The sequence below is a fragment of the Terriglobia bacterium genome, assembly GCA_020072785.1.
Classification (GTDB): domain Bacteria; phylum Acidobacteriota; class Terriglobia; order Acidiferrales; family UBA7541; genus Acidiferrum.
This window is the reverse complement of record JAIQGG010000002.1, coordinates 254484-271533: the sequence shown is the minus strand read 5'-3', so window position 1 is coordinate 271533 and position 17050 is coordinate 254484. Positions and strand designations below refer to the sequence as shown.

The window sequence follows — 17050 nt, the reverse complement described above, 5'->3', positions numbered from 1 at the left end:
TGCGGGTGATACAATTCCGCCTGATCGGCAACGAAAAATAAAAACTTCGGATTAGCGATGATTCGCGACGCAGCCATCTCCGATTTCCCGGCCATCCTGGCGCTCAACGTGGAATCGGAACACTTCCTCAGCCCGCTCACCTTGCCCCGCTTGGAACACTTGCACCGCCAGGCGGCCTATCACCGGGTGGTCGAGCGGGGTTCGGCCGTCGTGGCCTTCCTGCTGGCGTTTCGCGAAGGCGCCGATTACGACAGCCCGAACTATCTCTGGTTTAGCGGGCGCTACGGCGCATTCCTGTACGTTGACCGTGTCGTGGTCTCCCTGGCGGTGCAGGGAAAGCGCCTGGGCGCCGCGCTCTACGACGACCTCTTCGCCTTTGCGCGCAAAAATAAAATTGCCGTGGTGACTTGCGAGTTCGATATCCATCCGCCCAACGAGGTTTCCCGCCGCTTCCATGCGCGCTATGGCTTCCGCGAAGTCGGCACGCAGTGGGTGGCCGGCGGAAAAAAACAGGTTTCCCTTCAGGAAGCCTCCAGCCGGCTGCCTGCCCGCTGACAAAAGCAATCCGCCGCCGCGTGACTCTAATTCCGTTTTTCCAGGTTCGCGGTCAACTGCACTTCCGACCCGGACTGCACCGTGATCTCCCGTGACCAGTCCTTATATCCGGACATTTTCACGGTTACGGTGTGCTTGCCAGACCCGAGCTTGAGCACAGCGGGACAGTTTCCGACAAACTCTCCATCCACCAGCACATCCGCTCCCGCCGGATTGGAAGAGACGTTCACGGTTTCCTTTGCCGCGCTTTCGGCGGGCTTACTCTCCGCACCCATATTGCCTGGAGCCTTTTCCTTAGCCGTCTTCTCCTCGCCCTCTCCCTTTGAAACGTTGGTTTGGATTCCCACCGGGACAAACCCCCGCTCCTTTTCGCCCACTGAAACCGGCGCCCCAGTCACGCCTTGTAATGCAACCAGGATGGCGCGGTAGTTGTCCTTATCGCCCTGCAACAGAATGCCCCCTGTCTTCCCATCTGGAGTTGCGTACTGAATCCCTATGTAGTGCAGCCGCGTTTTGTGAAAGAGGCCGAAGAGAGCGACGGGAGCAACGAGCACAGCCAAGGCGATCATCGTTCCCACGCGGCGGTGCGCTTCCTGTCCGTAGCTGAGCGAGGTCACCGACTTCGCGGCAATATCAACTTTTCTACCGTCCTTCAGAGCCAGGGTAATCGTGTCCGAGGTGATTGTCAGGTGGTTGTCCCAATCTTTCGGGTTCACTTTTGAGTCTACCGACCCCCCGTTGTACCGCACCTTGTCGAACGTATTTCCCTGTCCCTGTGCGGCAACGGCGAACGCCAAAAAACAAACCAGGACCTGTTTTATACGCTGCATACAAACCTCCCAGGAAACCGCGCCTTACACCGTCGTCCGCGTCTGCCGCTCGTCGACTTGCTGGCTCAGACGGCGCACCGTCTCGCGCAGCCGCACGGCCAGGTCCGTGATGGTTTCCAGGCGCTGCTGCGCGCCCTGCGGCAGCCGGCCGTCCCGGCGCCGGCGCACTTCCGCGAGGAGCAGTTCGGCATTGCCAAGGATTCCGGTGAGCGGGTTATTCAGTTCATGGCGCAGCATTTCCCCGAAATCTGCCTCGAGTCTCTCCGCCCGCTCGCGCGCGAGAGGAAACGAGGCCCCGGAAGCCTCCTGCTCCCGCTGCTGCAGCCGCCGCTCGATGAGCGCCAGTGTGCTGCGCAAGAAGTCGCCGGAACGGGCGACGAACTCCGCGGCTCCGGCGGCGACCAGCGCCGCAATCTCCCCCTGGTGCTCGGGCGCTCCGAGGACGACCACCGGCGTCATGTCGGCGAAAAGCGTCACCGCCAAATCCAGAGACGGCTGTCCCTCCGTCTCCTCCGGGACAACCGGCGCAAGCGCGGGTTCGTCGAGAACCACGAGCCAGGGGTTGGTCCGCTCGGCCAGCAGCCGCGCGTGCTCAAACCCGGTGGCAAATTCCACTTGCAGGCCGCCTGCTCCGGATTCGAGAGCGCTCCGGCAGGCGGCCGCAAAGTCCGCGTCCCGGCTCAGGATCAGAATCGAATCGTGCTGCGTCCTCATGATGAGTGCCTCGCTGTTGCCTGTTTGGAGATGACCGCGGCGCGTTGTTGGAGCACGCCGCGAACCGTCTGCAGCAGTTCCTCCACGCGAAACGGCTTGGGAACGTACGGCAGGCGGTGGTGTTCGAAGAATTCCAGCGTCTTCGTGGAGAGCGGGTCTCCGGTCACAAAAATTACCCGGTCGCGCAGCGGGCTTCCCGCGCTGGCCAGCGCCTCGTAGAACTGCTGCCCGCCGAGCCCCGGCATCTTCAGATCGCAGATCACCAGGTCGTAGCGGCGCTGCGCGGCGCGCGCCAGCGCCTCGCGCCCGTCGAGCAGCGCCTCGACGGTCATGCCTTCGTCCCGGAGAACCTCCGCGAGCAGGTTCGCGACCGTGGGTTCGTCCTCCACGATGAGCACACGCGTACCGGCGGGTGCTTCCGGCGGCCCGGCGGCGATCTGCCGCTCGGACGGCGGCGCCCCGGGCGCCTTGCGCATTGCCGGTACCCGCCCGCCCGCCGCTTCCTGTTCGGCCAGCGGCAGGTCCACGGAAAACAGCGCGCCGCCGCCCGCCCGGTTGGTCACGTGCACCTGCCCGCCGTGCTCGCGCACGACGCTCAGCACGATGGCCAGCCCCAGCCCGGTGCCCAGCCCGGGCGGCTTGGTGGTAAAAAAGGGATCGAAGATGCGCGCGAGCAGCGCCGCCGGGATGCCCGGGCCGTCGTCGGCCACCTCCAGGCGCACTCTGCGCTCGCGGGTGCGCCGCGTGGTGACGCGGATGACGCCGCGGCCGCGGCTGTGCTCGATGGCCTGCTGGGCATTGGCCACCAGATTCATCACCACCTGCTGCAACTGGTCGGGATCGCCGATCAGCTGCGGCGCGGCCGGATCCAGCTCCGTCTCCACGCGAATCTGCCCCGCGGGCATGCCCAGGCGCTGCAGCTCCAGCGCGCGCAGGACGATGGCGTTCAGCGAAACGCGCTTGCGCTCCGGACGGACCTCCCGGCTGCTCTGCAGCAGCTGGCGCAGGATGCGCCCGGCGCGCTCGGCTTCCTGGTAGATCTTCTGGACCTCCTCGCCCTGCGGGGCGTCGCGGCGCAGCAGCAGGCGCTGCGCGTAGCCGAGGATGCTGGTGAGCGGATTGCTCAGTTCGTGGGCCACCTCGCCGACCATTTGCCCCAGCGCCGCCAGCTTTTCCGCTTGCAGCAGCCGCGACTGAAAGATGCGCTGCGCCGTCAGTTCGCGGTAGATCTCCAGCCAGCCCACGCATTGCCCGGAGGCGTCCAGCACCGGCCGCGCTGCGCGCTCCAGGATCCGCGGCACCGGCCGCGCCAGTTGCAGCTCCTCGCGCACGCCGCCCTCCTGCATGCGCGCGAGTTCGCGCCAGCGGCGTGCCAGCGTTTCCGGCTCGGCCGCCAGCGGACTGACCTGCTCGATGAGGGCCTCCAGCGTCTGCGGCCGCCCGCCCGGCGCAAGCTCGAGCCCGGCGATCTGCGCGAAGCGGCTGTTCATGGCCCGGATGTGCTGCTCCGCGTCGTAGAGCACGACGCCCTGCTCGACCCACTCCAGCAGGGTGAGCAGCTGGTCTTCTGCGAGGCTTCCCGAAGGCGCCCCGGTCTCGGCCGCCGGGCGCTCCAGCGCGACGGCCAGGAGGTCCTCGGGCAGCGGGAATAGGGTCCGCGCGCGCACACGCGCGCCCGAAAGCAATTCTCCCTCGAGCGGTGGCAGGCTGCCCGCCGCGCTTCCCAGCGCCGCGTGAATCCACGCGGCGACCTCTTGCGCCGGTTCTGGTGCCGGACGCGCGCGGAAGAGGTCCGCGAAAGAAGCGCCCGCCTGCACGGCGGGCTCGCCGAGCAGCCGCCGGGCGCCCGCGCTCAGCGCAACAATCTGGCCCCCGGCATTCAGCAGCAGCAGAGGTTCGCCGGCCATTTCCACACGGCTGCGCACCGCGGCTTCGCGGGCCCGCTCTTCCTCGCGCCGCCGGAGGCGCGCGAGCAGATCGGCGGCCAGAGCGGCGTGCAGCTCCAGCCATTCCAGCGACGCCAGCGAAGAGCGGCCGCGGCGCAGCCCGGCCACCAGCACGCCCAATGGCCGGCCGCCGCGCGCCAGGGGCAGCGCCACCCACCGTGCGTAGTTCCCTTCCGGCAAGGCCTCCACGGGCTCGCTGCCCACCGCACGCCCGGTCTCCAGCGCGCGCCGCCACAGGCTCTGCAGCGGCTCATCCGACAGTTGCGCGGTCCACTGCAAATCGCCGCTCTTCCACGCGAAATCCAGCACCCCCGCGTCTTCCTCCGACAGCCGGGCCACCGCGAGGAAGCCGACACCTGCGTCTTTGGGCCCCTCCTGTGCGAGCTCCCGCAGCAGCGTGTCGGTATCGCTGCCGCTCTCCGCCGCGGTCAGTATGCGCCGGGCGAAGGTGAGGTCGGCATGCCGCGCGCCGGACTGCTCCTGGCTTGCTTCCAGGGCCAGCGCCAGGGCCAGTTCCGCCGCCAGGGATTCCACCGCCGCGCGCGGGAAATCCGCCTGACGCCGCCGCGAAGCCACCAGGATCATCCCCTGCCAGCATCCCTGCGCTTGCACCCGCACCCATAACGCGCGCTGCATTCCCACCAGCGGGCCGATGACGGGCATCTCCGGGGAGCCGTCCAGCACTTGCTCCACACTCTCTCCCCGCACGGCAAATTTGCGCAGCGGGGAGATCTCCGGCGAAAGACGGTTCCAGGCCGCCGGGGTGTCCGCTTGGCTGGCATCCCACACGCTGCCCCGGAACACCGCCTCACCCTGCGCTTCGCTGAGCCACACTCCGATACGGTCCGCGTGGGTGCGTTCCCGCAGAACGCGCAGGGCGATTTGCAGCAACTCTTCCCGCGCAGTTCCTGCCGCGGCCGCCTGCGCCACACTGGAACCGAACCGCGCTGGCTCTTTTTGTTTTCCCCACAGGGTCATTAAGTCTCCGGCGGTACCGCACCGCTGCGCCCAGATCCGCCCGGCTATTGCCAGTTCTCCTGGGCGCAGGTCTCTCGGGTACAGGGCTGCGCGCTTTTTCTTCCCAGAACTGCATATGCACAGGCGTCGCCATCGCATCAAAGTCTAACTACCTGAAATTATTTAGGGTTAGCGGACTCTGATTCGAACAGCCTCAGCGCTGAGTTTCGAGGTGATACTTCCGGGAGGGTGGAATTCCCAGAGTGGGCCTGGGCGCCAATGGCGGAGCTGACAAATTCAGCACCCGGAATGACCGGGAAATCTTCTGTGCGAAGGGGCCGGGTGCGGCGGAAGGAGTGATGCTACTGAGGGGAATGATCCACGTGGTACTGCTTGAGTTTACGATATAGCGTGGTCTTGCCGATGCCCAGCAGCCGCGCCGTGGCCAGCTTGTCGCCACCCGTCTGCCGCAGCGTGCGCAGGATCGCCCGGCGCTCCAGCTCCTCCAGCGGCAGCAGCTCTTCCCTCTCCGGGGCGCGGTCCCCCGTGGGGTAGATGAGATTGGAAGGCAGGTCGGCGACGTGCACGATCGGTCCCGAACCCAAAGCCACCGCGCGCTCGATGGCGTTTTCCAGCTCGCGCACATTGCCCGGCCAGTCGTAGGCCATCAGCCGCTGCAGGGCGTCGTTGGAGATGGTCCGCGGAGCCTGCTGCGGATCGCAGAATTTTTCCAGGAAACTGGTCACCAGGATGGGGATGTCGCTCTTGCGCTCGCGCAGCGGCGGCAGCTTCAGCTGCACCACGTTGAGCCGGAAATAGAGGTCCTGGCGGAACTGCCCGTTGCGGATGGCTTGCTCCAGGTCGCGGTTGGTGGCGGCGATCACGCGCACGTTGATGGAGCGGCGCTCCGTCGAGCCCACCGGCTTGACCTCGCGCTCCTGCAGCGCGCGCAGCAGTTTGGCCTGCATGTCCACGGGCATGTCCCCGATCTCGTCGAGAAACAGCGTGCCGGTGTTCGCGGCTTCCAGCAGCCCCTGCTTGGCGTTGAATGCCCCGGTGAACGCGCCCTTGACGTAGCCGAACAGCTCCGACTCGATGAGCGTGGGCACCAGCGAGGAACAGTCCACGGGCACGAAAGGCTTGTCCTTGCGCGGCCCGGAGAAGTGGATGGAGCGCGCCACCAGCTCCTTGCCCGTGCCGCTCTCCCCCAGAATCAGCACCGGATATTCGTGCTGGCTCACCCGCTCGATCATCTTGAAGACCCGCTGCATCTTGGGGGTCAGGCCGATCAGCCCGCCGAAACCCGGGCGTGTCCGCAGTTGCTCGCGCAGCAGGCGGTTCTCCTGGTCCAGCTCCAAGTCGCGGGCCAGGCGCTCCAGCCGCGCCTTCAACTCTTCCACATGAAAGGGCTTGGTGACGTAATCCACCGCGCCCAGCCGCGTCGCTTCCACGGCCGATTCGATGGAGCCGTATTGCGTGAGCACCAGCACCGCCGTGTGCGGGTACAGGCCGCGCACGCGCTTCAGCAGATCCAGGCCGCTGGTATTCGGCAGCTTGAGGTCGGTCAGCAGAATGTCCACGGGAAACTGTTCCAGCACCTCCAGCGCTTCCTCCGCGCTCCCCACCGCCTGCACCTTCATGCCGCACTCCGCGCTCACGGTCGCGCACAGTTCGCGCGTGCTTTGCTCGTCGTCCACCACCAGCACGGTCATCGGGGCCGCGCACCGCGAGAGGATCTCTTCATTCATGGCACTCGCCTTCTTCTGTCCGATGGCTCCCATATCGGAAATGACTGCACCCTTGGTTCCACTTCGGAATATTTATTACCGAACGTAGAATCAATCGTTTAGTTACCGTCGCACTAACCCTCTTCTATTCCAAAATGGAACTAGTGTCAACCGTCCTCTCGCAATTACCGATATAAATCTTTCTTTATGTGTGGAATACAAGATTACAAGGGTATATTTTCCCGTTTTGGAACTAAGCCCGCGGTTTTCCATTGTCCCCTCCTGCAATTCGGTACCTCGGTCCTTCTGAAATCGTGCGGGCTGGGCTGCTTTCGAGCCTGGAACGATCTTTCCGCTGACTCTCAGCGCCGCATAGCTGCGACGGCCGCTGATTTCCTGCCGGCAGGGCCTGCGGGCTTTGCCCCCAATCCCGCGGAAGAGTTATACTTTTAGTTTCGTCATGGCCGCCATCACCCTTCTTGATCTGAACTGGACCGGGCGCCCGCGTTCCATCGCGGCCTGCCTGCTCGAATCCGACGGGCATAGCGCGCTCGTCGATCCCGGCCCCGCTGCCACGCTGGAAACGCTGCGCGCGCAACTGCGTTCCCGCGGCCTGGCCGTGGCCGATCTCAACGCCGTGTTGCTCACGCACATCCACCTGGACCATGCGGCGGCCACCGGCGCGCTCCTCCGCGAGAACCCCCGGCTGGCGGTCTACGTGCACAAGCTCGGCGCGCCGCACCTGGCCGACCCTGCGAAGCTCATGGCCAGCGCCAAGCGCCTCTACGGCGAAAATATCCAGCGCCTGTTCGGCGAGTTTCTGCCCGTGCCGCAGGAAAATCTGCGCATCCTCGAAGGCGGCGAGACGCTGGCCTTCGGCGCGCGCAAACTGGACGTTGTCTACACTCCCGGTCATGCCTCGCACCACGTCAGCTATTTCGACTCCCTGGAAGGAGTCGCGTTCATCGGCGACACCGGGGGCATCCGCATTCAGGGCCAGGCGCTGATCCTCCCCGCCACTCCCCCGCCGGATATCAACATGGAACTGTGGTACGCCTCGCTCAACGCCATCGCCGCGCGCCGCCCCGCACGCCTATTGCTCACGCACTTCGGCTTCGTGCGCGATGCCGCGGACCACCTCTCCCGCTATCGCGAGCGCCTGCGCGAGTGGACCGCACTCGCGGGCGAGTTGCTGCGCACGCACGCCGACGAAGCTGCCGCGGCGCGGGCCTTTGTCGAGCAGATGGAAGGCGAAATCCTGCGCGCACTGCCTGCGGCCGAAGCGGCGCACTACATTTTCAACGGCGGACTCGATCTCTCCTGGATGGGCCTGGCCCGCTACTGGCGCAAGCGCGCCGATGCCGCGCAGCCCCCGCATAGCCGTTAACCTGCATTTCTCACAAGAGTCACGCTGTAGGGGCGGGGCTTGCCCCGCCCCCTGCAGCACGAGCACGATTGCCTGTTCCGGCGCTCCCGGCGCAATGTCGGTTTACATCCCACCGGGAGAATTTTCTCCAACCGCTCTCCGTACGGGCATTGCGGCATCTTGCATCCGTCCTGGTGAGAAATCCGGGTTAACTCCCGGGCGGAATTCAGCGCATGGCCGGCGTTGCAAGGAACGCATTGGAAAGTTGGCTTTTTTTTCGTTGTCGAATGCCGCTGTTTGGGTACGGCGCGAGGAAAGGAAGAGAAAAGCGCGAGCGCTGCTTCAGGAAACGGACGTTGTGGCGCCGGGACCGTTCTCCGCGGGAGAGGCGGCCTGCGCCTCGGGCTGCTCCAGGGCTGCGAAACGCGCGGCCAGGGCCTCGGCGAGCAGCTCCACGAGGAGCCGGGCTCCCGCGCCATCGGCGTCCTTTTCCGGATTGTACTGCGCGATGTCCAGCCCCAGCACTCGCTTGTGCGCCAGGAAGACGCGCAGGGCCTCGCTCACGTCCGCGGCGTTGAATCCGCCGGAGCCGCCCACCGGCACGGCGCTCAGCTCCTCCTGGGCGATGACGTCCACATCGAAGTGCAGGACAAAGTCGCGCCCGTCGGCATGCATCTCCTGCAGGGCCTGCTCCGCCGCCGCGGCCACGCCCTTGCGCTGCGCATCCACGGCGAAAACCCGGCGCATCGGCGAACTGTTTAGAAATTCCTGCTCCGCGGGATCCAGCCGTTCGATGCCGAACAGCGTTACGTCCACCTCGCGCACCAGCGGCGGCTCGCCCCAGAAACGCACCAATTCGGGTGCGCCGCGCCCCGTGAAGGCCGCCACGACCATGCCGTCCAGCCGCCCGGAAGGCGTCGACGCCGGGGTATTGAGATCCGCGTCGCGGTCCAGCCACAGCAGATTGACGTGCTTGTAATAGCGCCGCGCTCCCGCCACCACGGCCATGCTCTGCACGCAGTCCCCGCCCAGCACCAGCGCCAGCGCGCCCATCTTGATTCCCTGCTCCACGCGCAGCCGCAGATCGTTCAGCCCGGCCACCGCTTCGGCGGCATTGCGCGCCCGGGGATGTTCGTCGTCCTGCGCGAACAGGCGCGGCGCGCAATCGCCCAGGTCCGTGACCTCGTAGCCGATGGACTGCAGCCGCTCGATGAGTCCCGCGGCGCGCAGCGCCGCTGGGGCCTTCTCCAAACCCGGCGCGAAGGCCGCGGCGCTCGAGGGCGCCCCGATCAGGGCAATCTTCTTCGGCTGACGGACGATTCGAACCGCCAAAGTTCACTCCTTATTGTTGTAGTTCCCCGCCGCCCGCGCTCTGGTCTGTCCCTGCGGGCTATCCCTGCCGCAAAACCAAACCTCTGCAACCGTTCCACGCTTCTACCTTTCCATCTCTTCTCCCGCCTAGCGCCGCGGCGCCGGCGCGATCGTCGCCAGTTCCGGTGGCAGCGTGAAGCGCACATCTTCGCGGATCAAGTTCAAGTCGCGCTGGTCGGTGAAGCCAAACCCCGCCAGGCGGTCGCTCACCTGCTGCACCAGCACTTCCGGCGCCGAGGCCCCGGCAGTCAGCCCGATGCCCTTCACGCCTTCCAGCCAGGCAGGGTCGATGTCCGTGGCCGAGTCGATCAGCTGGGCTTTGACCCCGTGGCGTTGTGCCACTTCCACCAACCGGTTGGAATTCGAACTGTTCGGCGAACCCACCACCAGGATCAGATCCACATCCTTGGCCACCTGCTCGACCGCCTCCTGGCGGTTCTGCGTGGCGTAACAGATGTCGTCACTCGCCGGTCCCAAAATCTTCGGAAAGCGCTGGCGCAGCCGGGCGACAATCTCCTGCGTGTCGTACAGGCTCAGTGTGGTCTGCGTCAGGAACGCCAGCCGCTCCGGGTCCCGCACTTCCAGCGCGTCCACTGCTTCCACGGAGTCCACCACGATGGTCTGCTCCGGGGCCTCGCCCGAAGTGCCCACGATCTCCTGGTGGTCTCTGTGGCCGATCAGAATAATGGTGCGCCTCTCGCGGGCGAACTTTAGCGCCTCGAGATGCACCTTGGTGACCAAAGGACAGGTGGCATCGATCACCCGCAGTGAGCGCTCCTTGGCCTCGTCGCGCACCGTGGGCGGCACGCCGTGCGCGCTGAAGACCAGCACCGCGCCGTGCGGCACCTCGCCGATCGTCTCCACGAAGATCGCGCCGCGCCGCCGCAACTGCTCCACCACGTAGGTGTTGTGCACGATTTCATGATGTACGTAGACCGGCGCGCCGTAAGCTTCCAGCGCCAGCTCCACGATATCCACCGCGCGCACCACGCCCGCGCAGAATCCCCGCGGCCGCACGCGTAACAGCACTTTTCCGTCCTTCTTCCCGGTCGGTTGCTTTGTCATAATGGCGGTGCAAACAAAAAAGAATAATACCTTAAACCCGCTCCCGGGAGCCATCCGTGTTTTACATTTCGCGGCCTGCAGGCCCCGCCGGCCCCCCTCCCGGCGCAGTAGTAGACCAGCTCTTCCGTTCCGCTTTCCTCCGCCCGGCCCTCCCCCATGCCTACTTGCGTGCCGCGCAGCCTCGGCCCTGCACAACAGGCGGTCCGGATGTTATAATTTTGGGGACGAAAAATGTTCGACCTGACTGAGTGGCTTCCTAAATCGGTACTAACGCTCCGGAACTATTCCAAGCGCGACTTCTTCTCGGACCTCATCGCCGGCGTCACCGTCGGCCTGGTTGCCCTGCCCCTGGCCATGGCCTTTGCCATCGCCTCGGGCATGCCCCCGCAAACCGGTATCTATTGCGCGGTGGTGGCGGGCTTTCTGGTCTCCGCGCTGGGCGGCTCCAAGATGCAGATCGGCGGGCCCACCGGCGCTTTTGTGGTGGTGATCTCCGGGATCGTCCTGCACCACGGCGTCGACGGCCTGTACATGTGCACGCTGCTGGCCGGCATCCTGCTGGTCGTTCTGGGCGCCACCGGTCTGGGCTCCGCCGTGAAGTTTATCCCCCGCCCCGTCGTCGTGGGCTTCACCAACGGCATCGCGGTGATCATCGCCAGCACGCAGATCAAGGACTTCTTCGGCCTGAAGGTCGACAAAGTTCCCGGCGATTTCCTCGGGCGCATGGAAACGCTGGCGCACAATTTCCGCTCCTTTTCGGTGCTGGAGACCTCCCTGGCCTGCGCGGCGCTGGCCCTCATCATCGTCTTCGCCCGCTACATCAAGAAAGTTCCCGGCTACATCGTGGCGCTCTTCGCAGCCACCGCCGCGGTCTGGGCCCTGCACCTGCCCGTGGAAACCATCGGCACGCGTTTCGGCGGCATCCCCGCCGGCCTGCCGCATCTGGCCTTCCCCACGTTCCGCGTGGATCTGATCCGCCCGCTCATCTCCCCGGCCATCACCGTGGCCATGCTCGGCGCTATTGAATCGCTGATGAGCGCCGTGGTCTCCGACCGCATGAGCGGCGACAAGCACAACCCCAACGTCGAACTGCTCGGACAGGGCGTGGCCAACATCATTTCGCCGCTCTTCGGCGGCCTGCCGGCAACCGGAGCCATCGCCCGCACCGCCACCAACATCCGCTCCGGGGGGAAAACACCGGTCGCGGGCATGATTCATGCCCTGACGCTGCTGGCCGTGCTGCTCTTTGCCGCGCCCCTGGCCAAGTTCATCCCGCTCTCCGTGCTCGCCGCCATCCTCTTCGTCGTCTCCTACAACATGGGCGAATGGCAGGAGATTCCCGAACTTTTGAAGCTCTCGCGCCTGGAAATCAGTACCTGGCTGCTGACCTTCGGCCTGACCGTCTTCGCCGACCTGACCGTGGCCGTCGAAGCCGGCATGATCCTGGCCGCGCTGGTCTTCATCCGCAAGGTCACCATGACCACCACGGTTTCCCAAGTGACCCCGGAGTACGTCGAAAAGGGCCGCGTGCACATTCTCCAGGACAAGGACATTCCGCCCTACGTCGCCGTCTTCCGCATTCACGGGCCGTTTCTCTTCGGGGCCACCGACAAGCTCGAGGAAGTCATCTCCCGCGTCGCGGAACTTCCGCCCATCGTCATCCTGCGCCTGCGCAACATGACCGCCATTGACGCCACCGGATTGCAGGCCCTCGAGCACTTCGCCGACGTGGTCCACGCTTCCCGGCGCGGCCTCATTCTCTGCGGCGCGCCGAAACAGCCCGCGCGGCTCATGCACCAGGCCGAATTCGAGGAGCACGTGGGCCGCGAGAATATCTGCCCCAACATCGCCGAGGCCCTGAAACGCGCGCGCGCCATCTTCCGCGAGATCGGTCCCGACGCGCCCCCCGTCGAGCACTGGGGCCGGCGGGCCACCGACAACTCTCTCGCCGACATACCGCGCGGGTAGCGCCCCAGTCCGCTGCCCGCCGCGCACGCCTCCCTGCGTCCGGAACAACCTCGCTCCGGCGCCCTCTCTCTCCTTACTTCCTTACCTCCTTGCTTCCCTGGTTCCTTGCCTCTATCCTCTCTTTCTCATGCTTCTCCAAGACCAGGTCGCTCTCATCACCGGCTCGAGCCGCGGCATCGGCCGCGCCATCGCACGACGCTTTGCCGAAGAAGGCGCCGCCGTTTTCCTCACTGCGCGCACGGAATCGGAACTCCAAGCCACAACCGGCGAACTGACCCGCGCCGGCTACCGCGCCGCCTACGCCACCACCGACCTGACGCGCGAAGCCGACGGCGCAAAGCTCGTCGCCGCCGCCCGCGCCCAATTCTCCAGGATCGACATCCTCGTCAATAACGCCGGCCACTACGGCCCAGTCCTCCCCGTCGAGGACTACCCGCTGGCCGCTTTCGACGCCGTCCTCAACGTCCACCTGCGCAGCGCCTTCCTCCTCAGCCAGCTCGTCCTGCCGGAGATGTATGCGCGCGGCTCCGGCGTGATCCTGAACATGTCCAGCCTCTCGGCGAAGGCCGCGTTCAGCTGGGGTTCGGCCTATGCCGCGGCCAAGGCCGGCCTGCTCGGCCTCACCCGCGTCACCGCCGCCGAAGCCGCGCGCAAGGGCGTGCGCGTCAACGCCATCTGCCCCGGCCCGGTCACCGAAACGCGCATGTCTCGGGAGCTCGGCGCGGACCTCGCCAAGCGCCTGGGCGTGAACGAAGAAGAACAACTGCGGGGTTTTCTGAACGGCCTCCTGCAGGGCCGCGCGCAAACCGCCGAGGAAATCGCCCGCGCCGCCCTCTTCCTCTGCTCCAGCCAGTCCAGCGCCATCACCGGCCAGTCCCTCAACGTCGACGGCGGCGCCGCCTTCTACTGACGCCCTGTCCAGGCTGGTCTTGGGCGTAAATCACCCGCCCCAATAGAAGAAGGCCAACCGCCGCGAGCAGCGATTGACCTCTTTTCTTCTTACTGTTTATTCACGACCGGCACGTCTCAGCTCTCGGAACGCCAATCCCAAGGAGCCTGCTCTGCCGGGCCGTAGAAACTCGTTACCGCGCCGCTTCCGAGCCTGGCCGGCCGATCGCACGGCGGCCCAGCTCCTCCGCAAAACCCAGCCCGCGCGGCACTGTGGCAACCACTGGTGCAGCCAGCCGCGCCACCTGCGCGACTCCGGCTTCCAGCCCGCGGTACGTCACGTATCCGCCCGCCGCCACCAGCGCCAGCGCGGCAAAGCCCACGGCAAACAGCGCAAACACCGTCACCAGTTCCCGCACGGCGTACGACTGCAACCCTGCCCCAACCACCAGAAAAAACCACATCCACTTCCGGCCCTTATCCTTTGTCTTCATCGCGATTCCCGGCTCCAGTCCCGACTTCTCGATGTCTGAGTGCTGTCCCGCTTGGTTCTCTTTATCTATTTGGAAGCGCGCCCCGGACTTCCTACTCTGCTTAAGTCGCGCCTGACCCATTGGACAGCATATGGGGTCCCTTTGGCGATGGTACAAAAGACACATTTTGGTCCCCCAACCAATCTCCTAGTACCCGTCTGTTTCACTTCGGAGCGGTTTTAGTCATTATTTTTCAGTAGGTTACATATTGGCCAACCGGCATGCCAAGTTTCGCTTGCCATTTGCTGGCCCTCTCAACGCCGACCTGTACTTCCGGACAGGGGGGAGATGGTTAACCATAAGCTGTTCTGAGCCAGTATCTTATTGAGATTCAGAGGCCGGGGAATCGCACTCCGCCCGCGTAAATCGCGCTCGCGCATCTCCCGTTCCGCGCACGCGGTGCGTCTTGCCAATTTATCAGGGGGCGTCCGTAACACTCAGCGCGCAGCGGCTTTGCCGGGCTGGTCGGCGGCCAGCGGGCTCTTGGGATGCAGCCGCGATTTGCCATCCGGCCCCAGCACGTAGGGATAGCCCTGCGGGTCCACCGGGATACCCGGCAGGAGCCCCGCGCTGACCAGCTCTTGCACCGTCTGCGGCACGCGCCGGAAGCGCTGCACGAACTGCTGCACCAGTTCATCCAGGTGCTCGCGGTCCTCTTCGGCCCGCAGCGTCTGCAGGTGATTCAAGGCGTTTTTGCGGATCAGCGGATCGCTCGTGGAGTCGTGAATCTGCGCCCAGAGAAACATCGAGACCCCGCGCGAGCGCCCCTCTTCGGCCACCTTCGCGGCCAGCACCTTCATCCACATGGCCGCCCCGGGACGCTTGCTGCCCTCCAGAAATGCCTGGGAGGCCTTGGGATAGTCGCGCAGCTCCCAGTAATAGATGAAGCCGAGGTCCTGCCACAGGCGCCACTGCTCGGGATTGCTGGCGATACCGCGCTGGATCAGCTCCACGGCCTGCTCGGGGCGGCCAGCGCCGCGTGGCGCGGGCTCCGAGAGGAATACCGCTCCGAAACGGTAGGCCACCACCAGGTGCGGGTCCAGCGTCGTGGTCAGATCCAGCAGCGGCGCGAGCAGATCGAAATTCGCATCCGCGCGCGCGTGCTTGTCGCCGTAATATTGCACCGCGCGCGTCCAATACAGATCCGCGAGAAACGTCCCGTATTCCAGGCTGAGCACCTTCATCAGCCGCCCGGAGCGCAGCACCAGGTCGTCCCGCTCCTGGTGCACGGCGGCCAGCTGCCGGTCCAGGCTCTTCTGCAGCCCCCAGACGGCCGCGAAGCCGATCGGCAGCACCACCAGGAGCAGCACGGCAATGGGTTTGCGGGAAGTCATGCCCTGGCATCGCCTCACTTCAGATTGCGCCGCGAGAAAATCACGGAAGCCGCCGCCAGCACGATCGCGCAATAGATCCCGGCATACACCGTGTTCTGCAGCACCAGCGCCGCCGGAATCGTTTCCCGGTGCGCCGCCAAAGCGATGGCGTTGAAATTCTCGAAATTCGGCAGCAGGTAGGAAATCCACGCCGCCACCGCATCCAGCGCCCGGTTCCCCGTGATATTCCCGAACGTGCGGATCTGCTGCGCGAAGATCCCGGTCACATACAGCCCGGTGGTGAACAAGATCGCCAGTAGCGGCGTCGTGAAACAGGAAAACAGCAGCGCCAGCGCCACCACAATCGCCAGCTTCAGCAGAATGAAGTACACGGCGATCAGCACGGAGACGTCCGCGGCCTTCAGCGCATGCTGCACCAGCAGCATCGCTCCGAACAGCCCCGCGGCCATCGCCAGCGTGTTCACCGTCAGCGTCAGCAGCAGCCCGCCGAACTTCCCCAGCAGAAACTCCCAGCGATGCACCGGTTTGGCCAGCAGCGCATACAGCGTGCGCTTGTCCATCTCCTTGTACACCAGCCCTACGCCGATGAACACGGCCATCAGCAGGCCGATCAGGGAGATGGCCGTCAGGCCCAGGCTCACGATGACCACGTCCTCGATGCCGATGGAGATCTGCCCCACCAGGATGGCCGAGGCGATCATCAGCAGCGCGAAAAACACCAGGTTGTAGAGCACCCGGTCGCGCACCGCCTCCCGAAACGTGTTCCAGGCCACGATCCCCGCGTGCTTCATCGCCCGGATACCTCCACCGCGGCGGCTTGCGCGCCCTCCGCCCCCACCAGCTCCAGGAAATAATCTTCCAGCGTCGCTTTCACCTGCGCTACCGCAAGGATGCGCCCGCCCGCGCCGCGCAGTTGCTCCAGCGCGCCGAAGAGTTCCTCCTCGGGCACCTCGATGCGGTAGCGGTTCCCGGTCTGCGTCGCTTGGGCCACAATGGCCGCGGCGCTGCTGCCGCTCCCGCCCGGCAGCTCGAACAAAATCTCCATGCCCTTCGCCTTCATCCCCACGATCTCTCCCGGAGCGCCCACGCCGCGCAGCGTGCCGCCGGCGATCACCCCCACGCGGTCGCAGAGCATCTCCGCGTCGCTCAGGATGTGCGTGGAAAACAGCACGGTGCGCCCGTCGCGCTTCAGTTCCAGAATGATGTCGCGCACCTCGCGCCGCCCCACGGGGTCCAGCCCGGACATCGGCTCGTCCAGGATCACCACCTGCGGGTTGTGCACGATGGCTTGCGCCAGCCCCACGCGCTGCAGCATCCCTTTCGAATATTTGCGCAGCTGGATTTTCCGCGCCGTCTCCAGCCCCACCTTCTTCAGCAGCCGCTCGACGCGCTCGCGCCGGTCCGCCGCCGTCAGGTCATGGAAGCGCGCGAAGTAATCCAGCAGTTCGTATGCCGTCAGATAGTCGTAAAAGTAGGGCTGCTCCGGCAGGTAGCCGATCTCCCGGTGCATGCCCACGTCGGAAACCGGCTTGCCCAGAATGCGCGCCGTGCCCGCCGTGGGAAAAATCAGCCCGATGAGCAGCTTGAGGGTGGTGGTTTTGCCCGCGCCATTCGGCCCCAGGAACCCGAAGACCTCGCCCCGCTCCACCTGCATCGTCAGGTTGTCGAGCGAGCGCTTCTTCTTCGCCAGCCAGAAGCCGACGGGATAGTCTTTCGTCAGACCTTCGATTTCAATCGCAGGACCCGGCATGGCTCTATTCTTCGGAGTTACTGCCCCGCCGTCAATCGAACTGCTG

The 17050-nt window shown here is 65.5% G+C and carries 14 protein-coding genes; 4 read left to right on the top strand and 10 right to left on the bottom strand.

Annotation, left to right across the window (positions count from 1 at the left end; genetic code table 11):
- Positions 1-57 precede the first annotated feature (57 nt).
- A complete protein-coding gene (locus LAN61_04475; GenBank protein ID MBZ5539761.1) occupies positions 58-555 on the top strand; it encodes a GNAT family N-acetyltransferase in 498 nt (165 codons plus the stop codon).
- Between the two features lie 26 nt (positions 556-581).
- Here LAN61_04475 and LAN61_04470 read toward each other — a convergent pair whose 3' ends face one another.
- The 4 genes from LAN61_04470 to LAN61_04455 form a co-directional block, all read right to left on the bottom strand.
- On the bottom strand, positions 582-1385 hold the full coding sequence (locus LAN61_04470) for a PEGA domain-containing protein (GenBank protein ID MBZ5539760.1): 804 nt from the start codon (positions 1383-1385) through the stop codon (positions 582-584).
- 24 nt (positions 1386-1409) lie between these two features.
- The gene (locus tag LAN61_04465; protein ID MBZ5539759.1) at positions 1410-2099 is read right to left on the bottom strand and encodes a hypothetical protein; all 690 of its coding nucleotides are present in this window, start codon (positions 2097-2099) and stop codon (positions 1410-1412) included.
- Positions 2096-5023 carry a response regulator gene (locus LAN61_04460; GenBank protein MBZ5539758.1) on the bottom strand — a complete coding sequence of 976 codons (2928 nt, stop codon included), beginning with the start codon at positions 5021-5023 and terminating at the stop codon, positions 2096-2098. Before LAN61_04460 ends, LAN61_04465 begins: the two co-directional genes overlap by 4 nt.
- Positions 5024-5364: 341 nt before the next feature.
- Entirely contained in the window at positions 5365-6750 is a 1386-nt protein-coding gene (locus LAN61_04455; GenBank protein MBZ5539757.1) for a sigma-54 dependent transcriptional regulator, read from the bottom strand.
- A 439-nt stretch (positions 6751-7189) separates the two neighbouring features.
- Between LAN61_04455 and LAN61_04450 the strand changes: the two genes are divergently transcribed.
- The gene (locus tag LAN61_04450) at positions 7190-8116 is read left to right on the top strand and encodes an MBL fold metallo-hydrolase (GenBank protein MBZ5539756.1); all 927 of its coding nucleotides are present in this window, start codon (positions 7190-7192) and stop codon (positions 8114-8116) included.
- 321 nt (positions 8117-8437) lie between these two features.
- Here the strand turns inward: LAN61_04450 and LAN61_04445 are convergent, their stop codons facing one another.
- Entirely contained in the window at positions 8438-9427 is a 990-nt protein-coding gene (locus LAN61_04445; protein ID MBZ5539755.1) for an arginase family protein, read from the bottom strand.
- A 126-nt stretch (positions 9428-9553) separates the two neighbouring features.
- The gene (locus tag LAN61_04440) at positions 9554-10531 is read right to left on the bottom strand and encodes a 4-hydroxy-3-methylbut-2-enyl diphosphate reductase (GenBank protein ID MBZ5539754.1); all 978 of its coding nucleotides are present in this window, start codon (positions 10529-10531) and stop codon (positions 9554-9556) included.
- 231 nt (positions 10532-10762) lie between these two features.
- Between LAN61_04440 and LAN61_04435 the strand changes: the two genes are divergently transcribed.
- Positions 10763-12499 (top strand): STAS domain-containing protein, encoded by a 1737-nt coding sequence (locus LAN61_04435; GenBank protein ID MBZ5539753.1) that lies wholly within the window; start codon positions 10763-10765, stop codon positions 12497-12499.
- 127 nt (positions 12500-12626) lie between these two features.
- Entirely contained in the window at positions 12627-13409 is a 783-nt protein-coding gene (locus LAN61_04430; GenBank protein ID MBZ5539752.1) for an SDR family oxidoreductase, read from the top strand.
- Positions 13410-13581: 172 nt separating this feature from the next.
- Here the strand turns inward: LAN61_04430 and LAN61_04425 are convergent, their stop codons facing one another.
- From LAN61_04425 to LAN61_04410, 4 genes are all read right to left on the bottom strand, one after another.
- Complete coding sequence (locus tag LAN61_04425) at positions 13582-13881, bottom strand: hypothetical protein (protein ID MBZ5539751.1); 300 nt, start codon at positions 13879-13881, stop codon at positions 13582-13584.
- A gap of 476 nt (positions 13882-14357) precedes the next feature.
- Positions 14358-15254: a hypothetical protein gene (locus LAN61_04420; protein ID MBZ5539750.1), complete on the bottom strand. Its 897-nt coding sequence runs from the start codon at positions 15252-15254 to the stop codon at positions 14358-14360.
- A 14-nt stretch (positions 15255-15268) separates the two neighbouring features.
- A complete protein-coding gene (locus tag LAN61_04415; GenBank protein ID MBZ5539749.1) occupies positions 15269-16045 on the bottom strand; it encodes an ABC transporter permease subunit in 777 nt (258 codons plus the stop codon).
- Complete coding sequence (locus tag LAN61_04410) at positions 16042-17004, bottom strand: ABC transporter ATP-binding protein (protein MBZ5539748.1); 963 nt, start codon at positions 17002-17004, stop codon at positions 16042-16044. Before LAN61_04410 ends, LAN61_04415 begins: the two co-directional genes overlap by 4 nt.
- Positions 17005-17050: the final 46 nt, after the last annotated feature.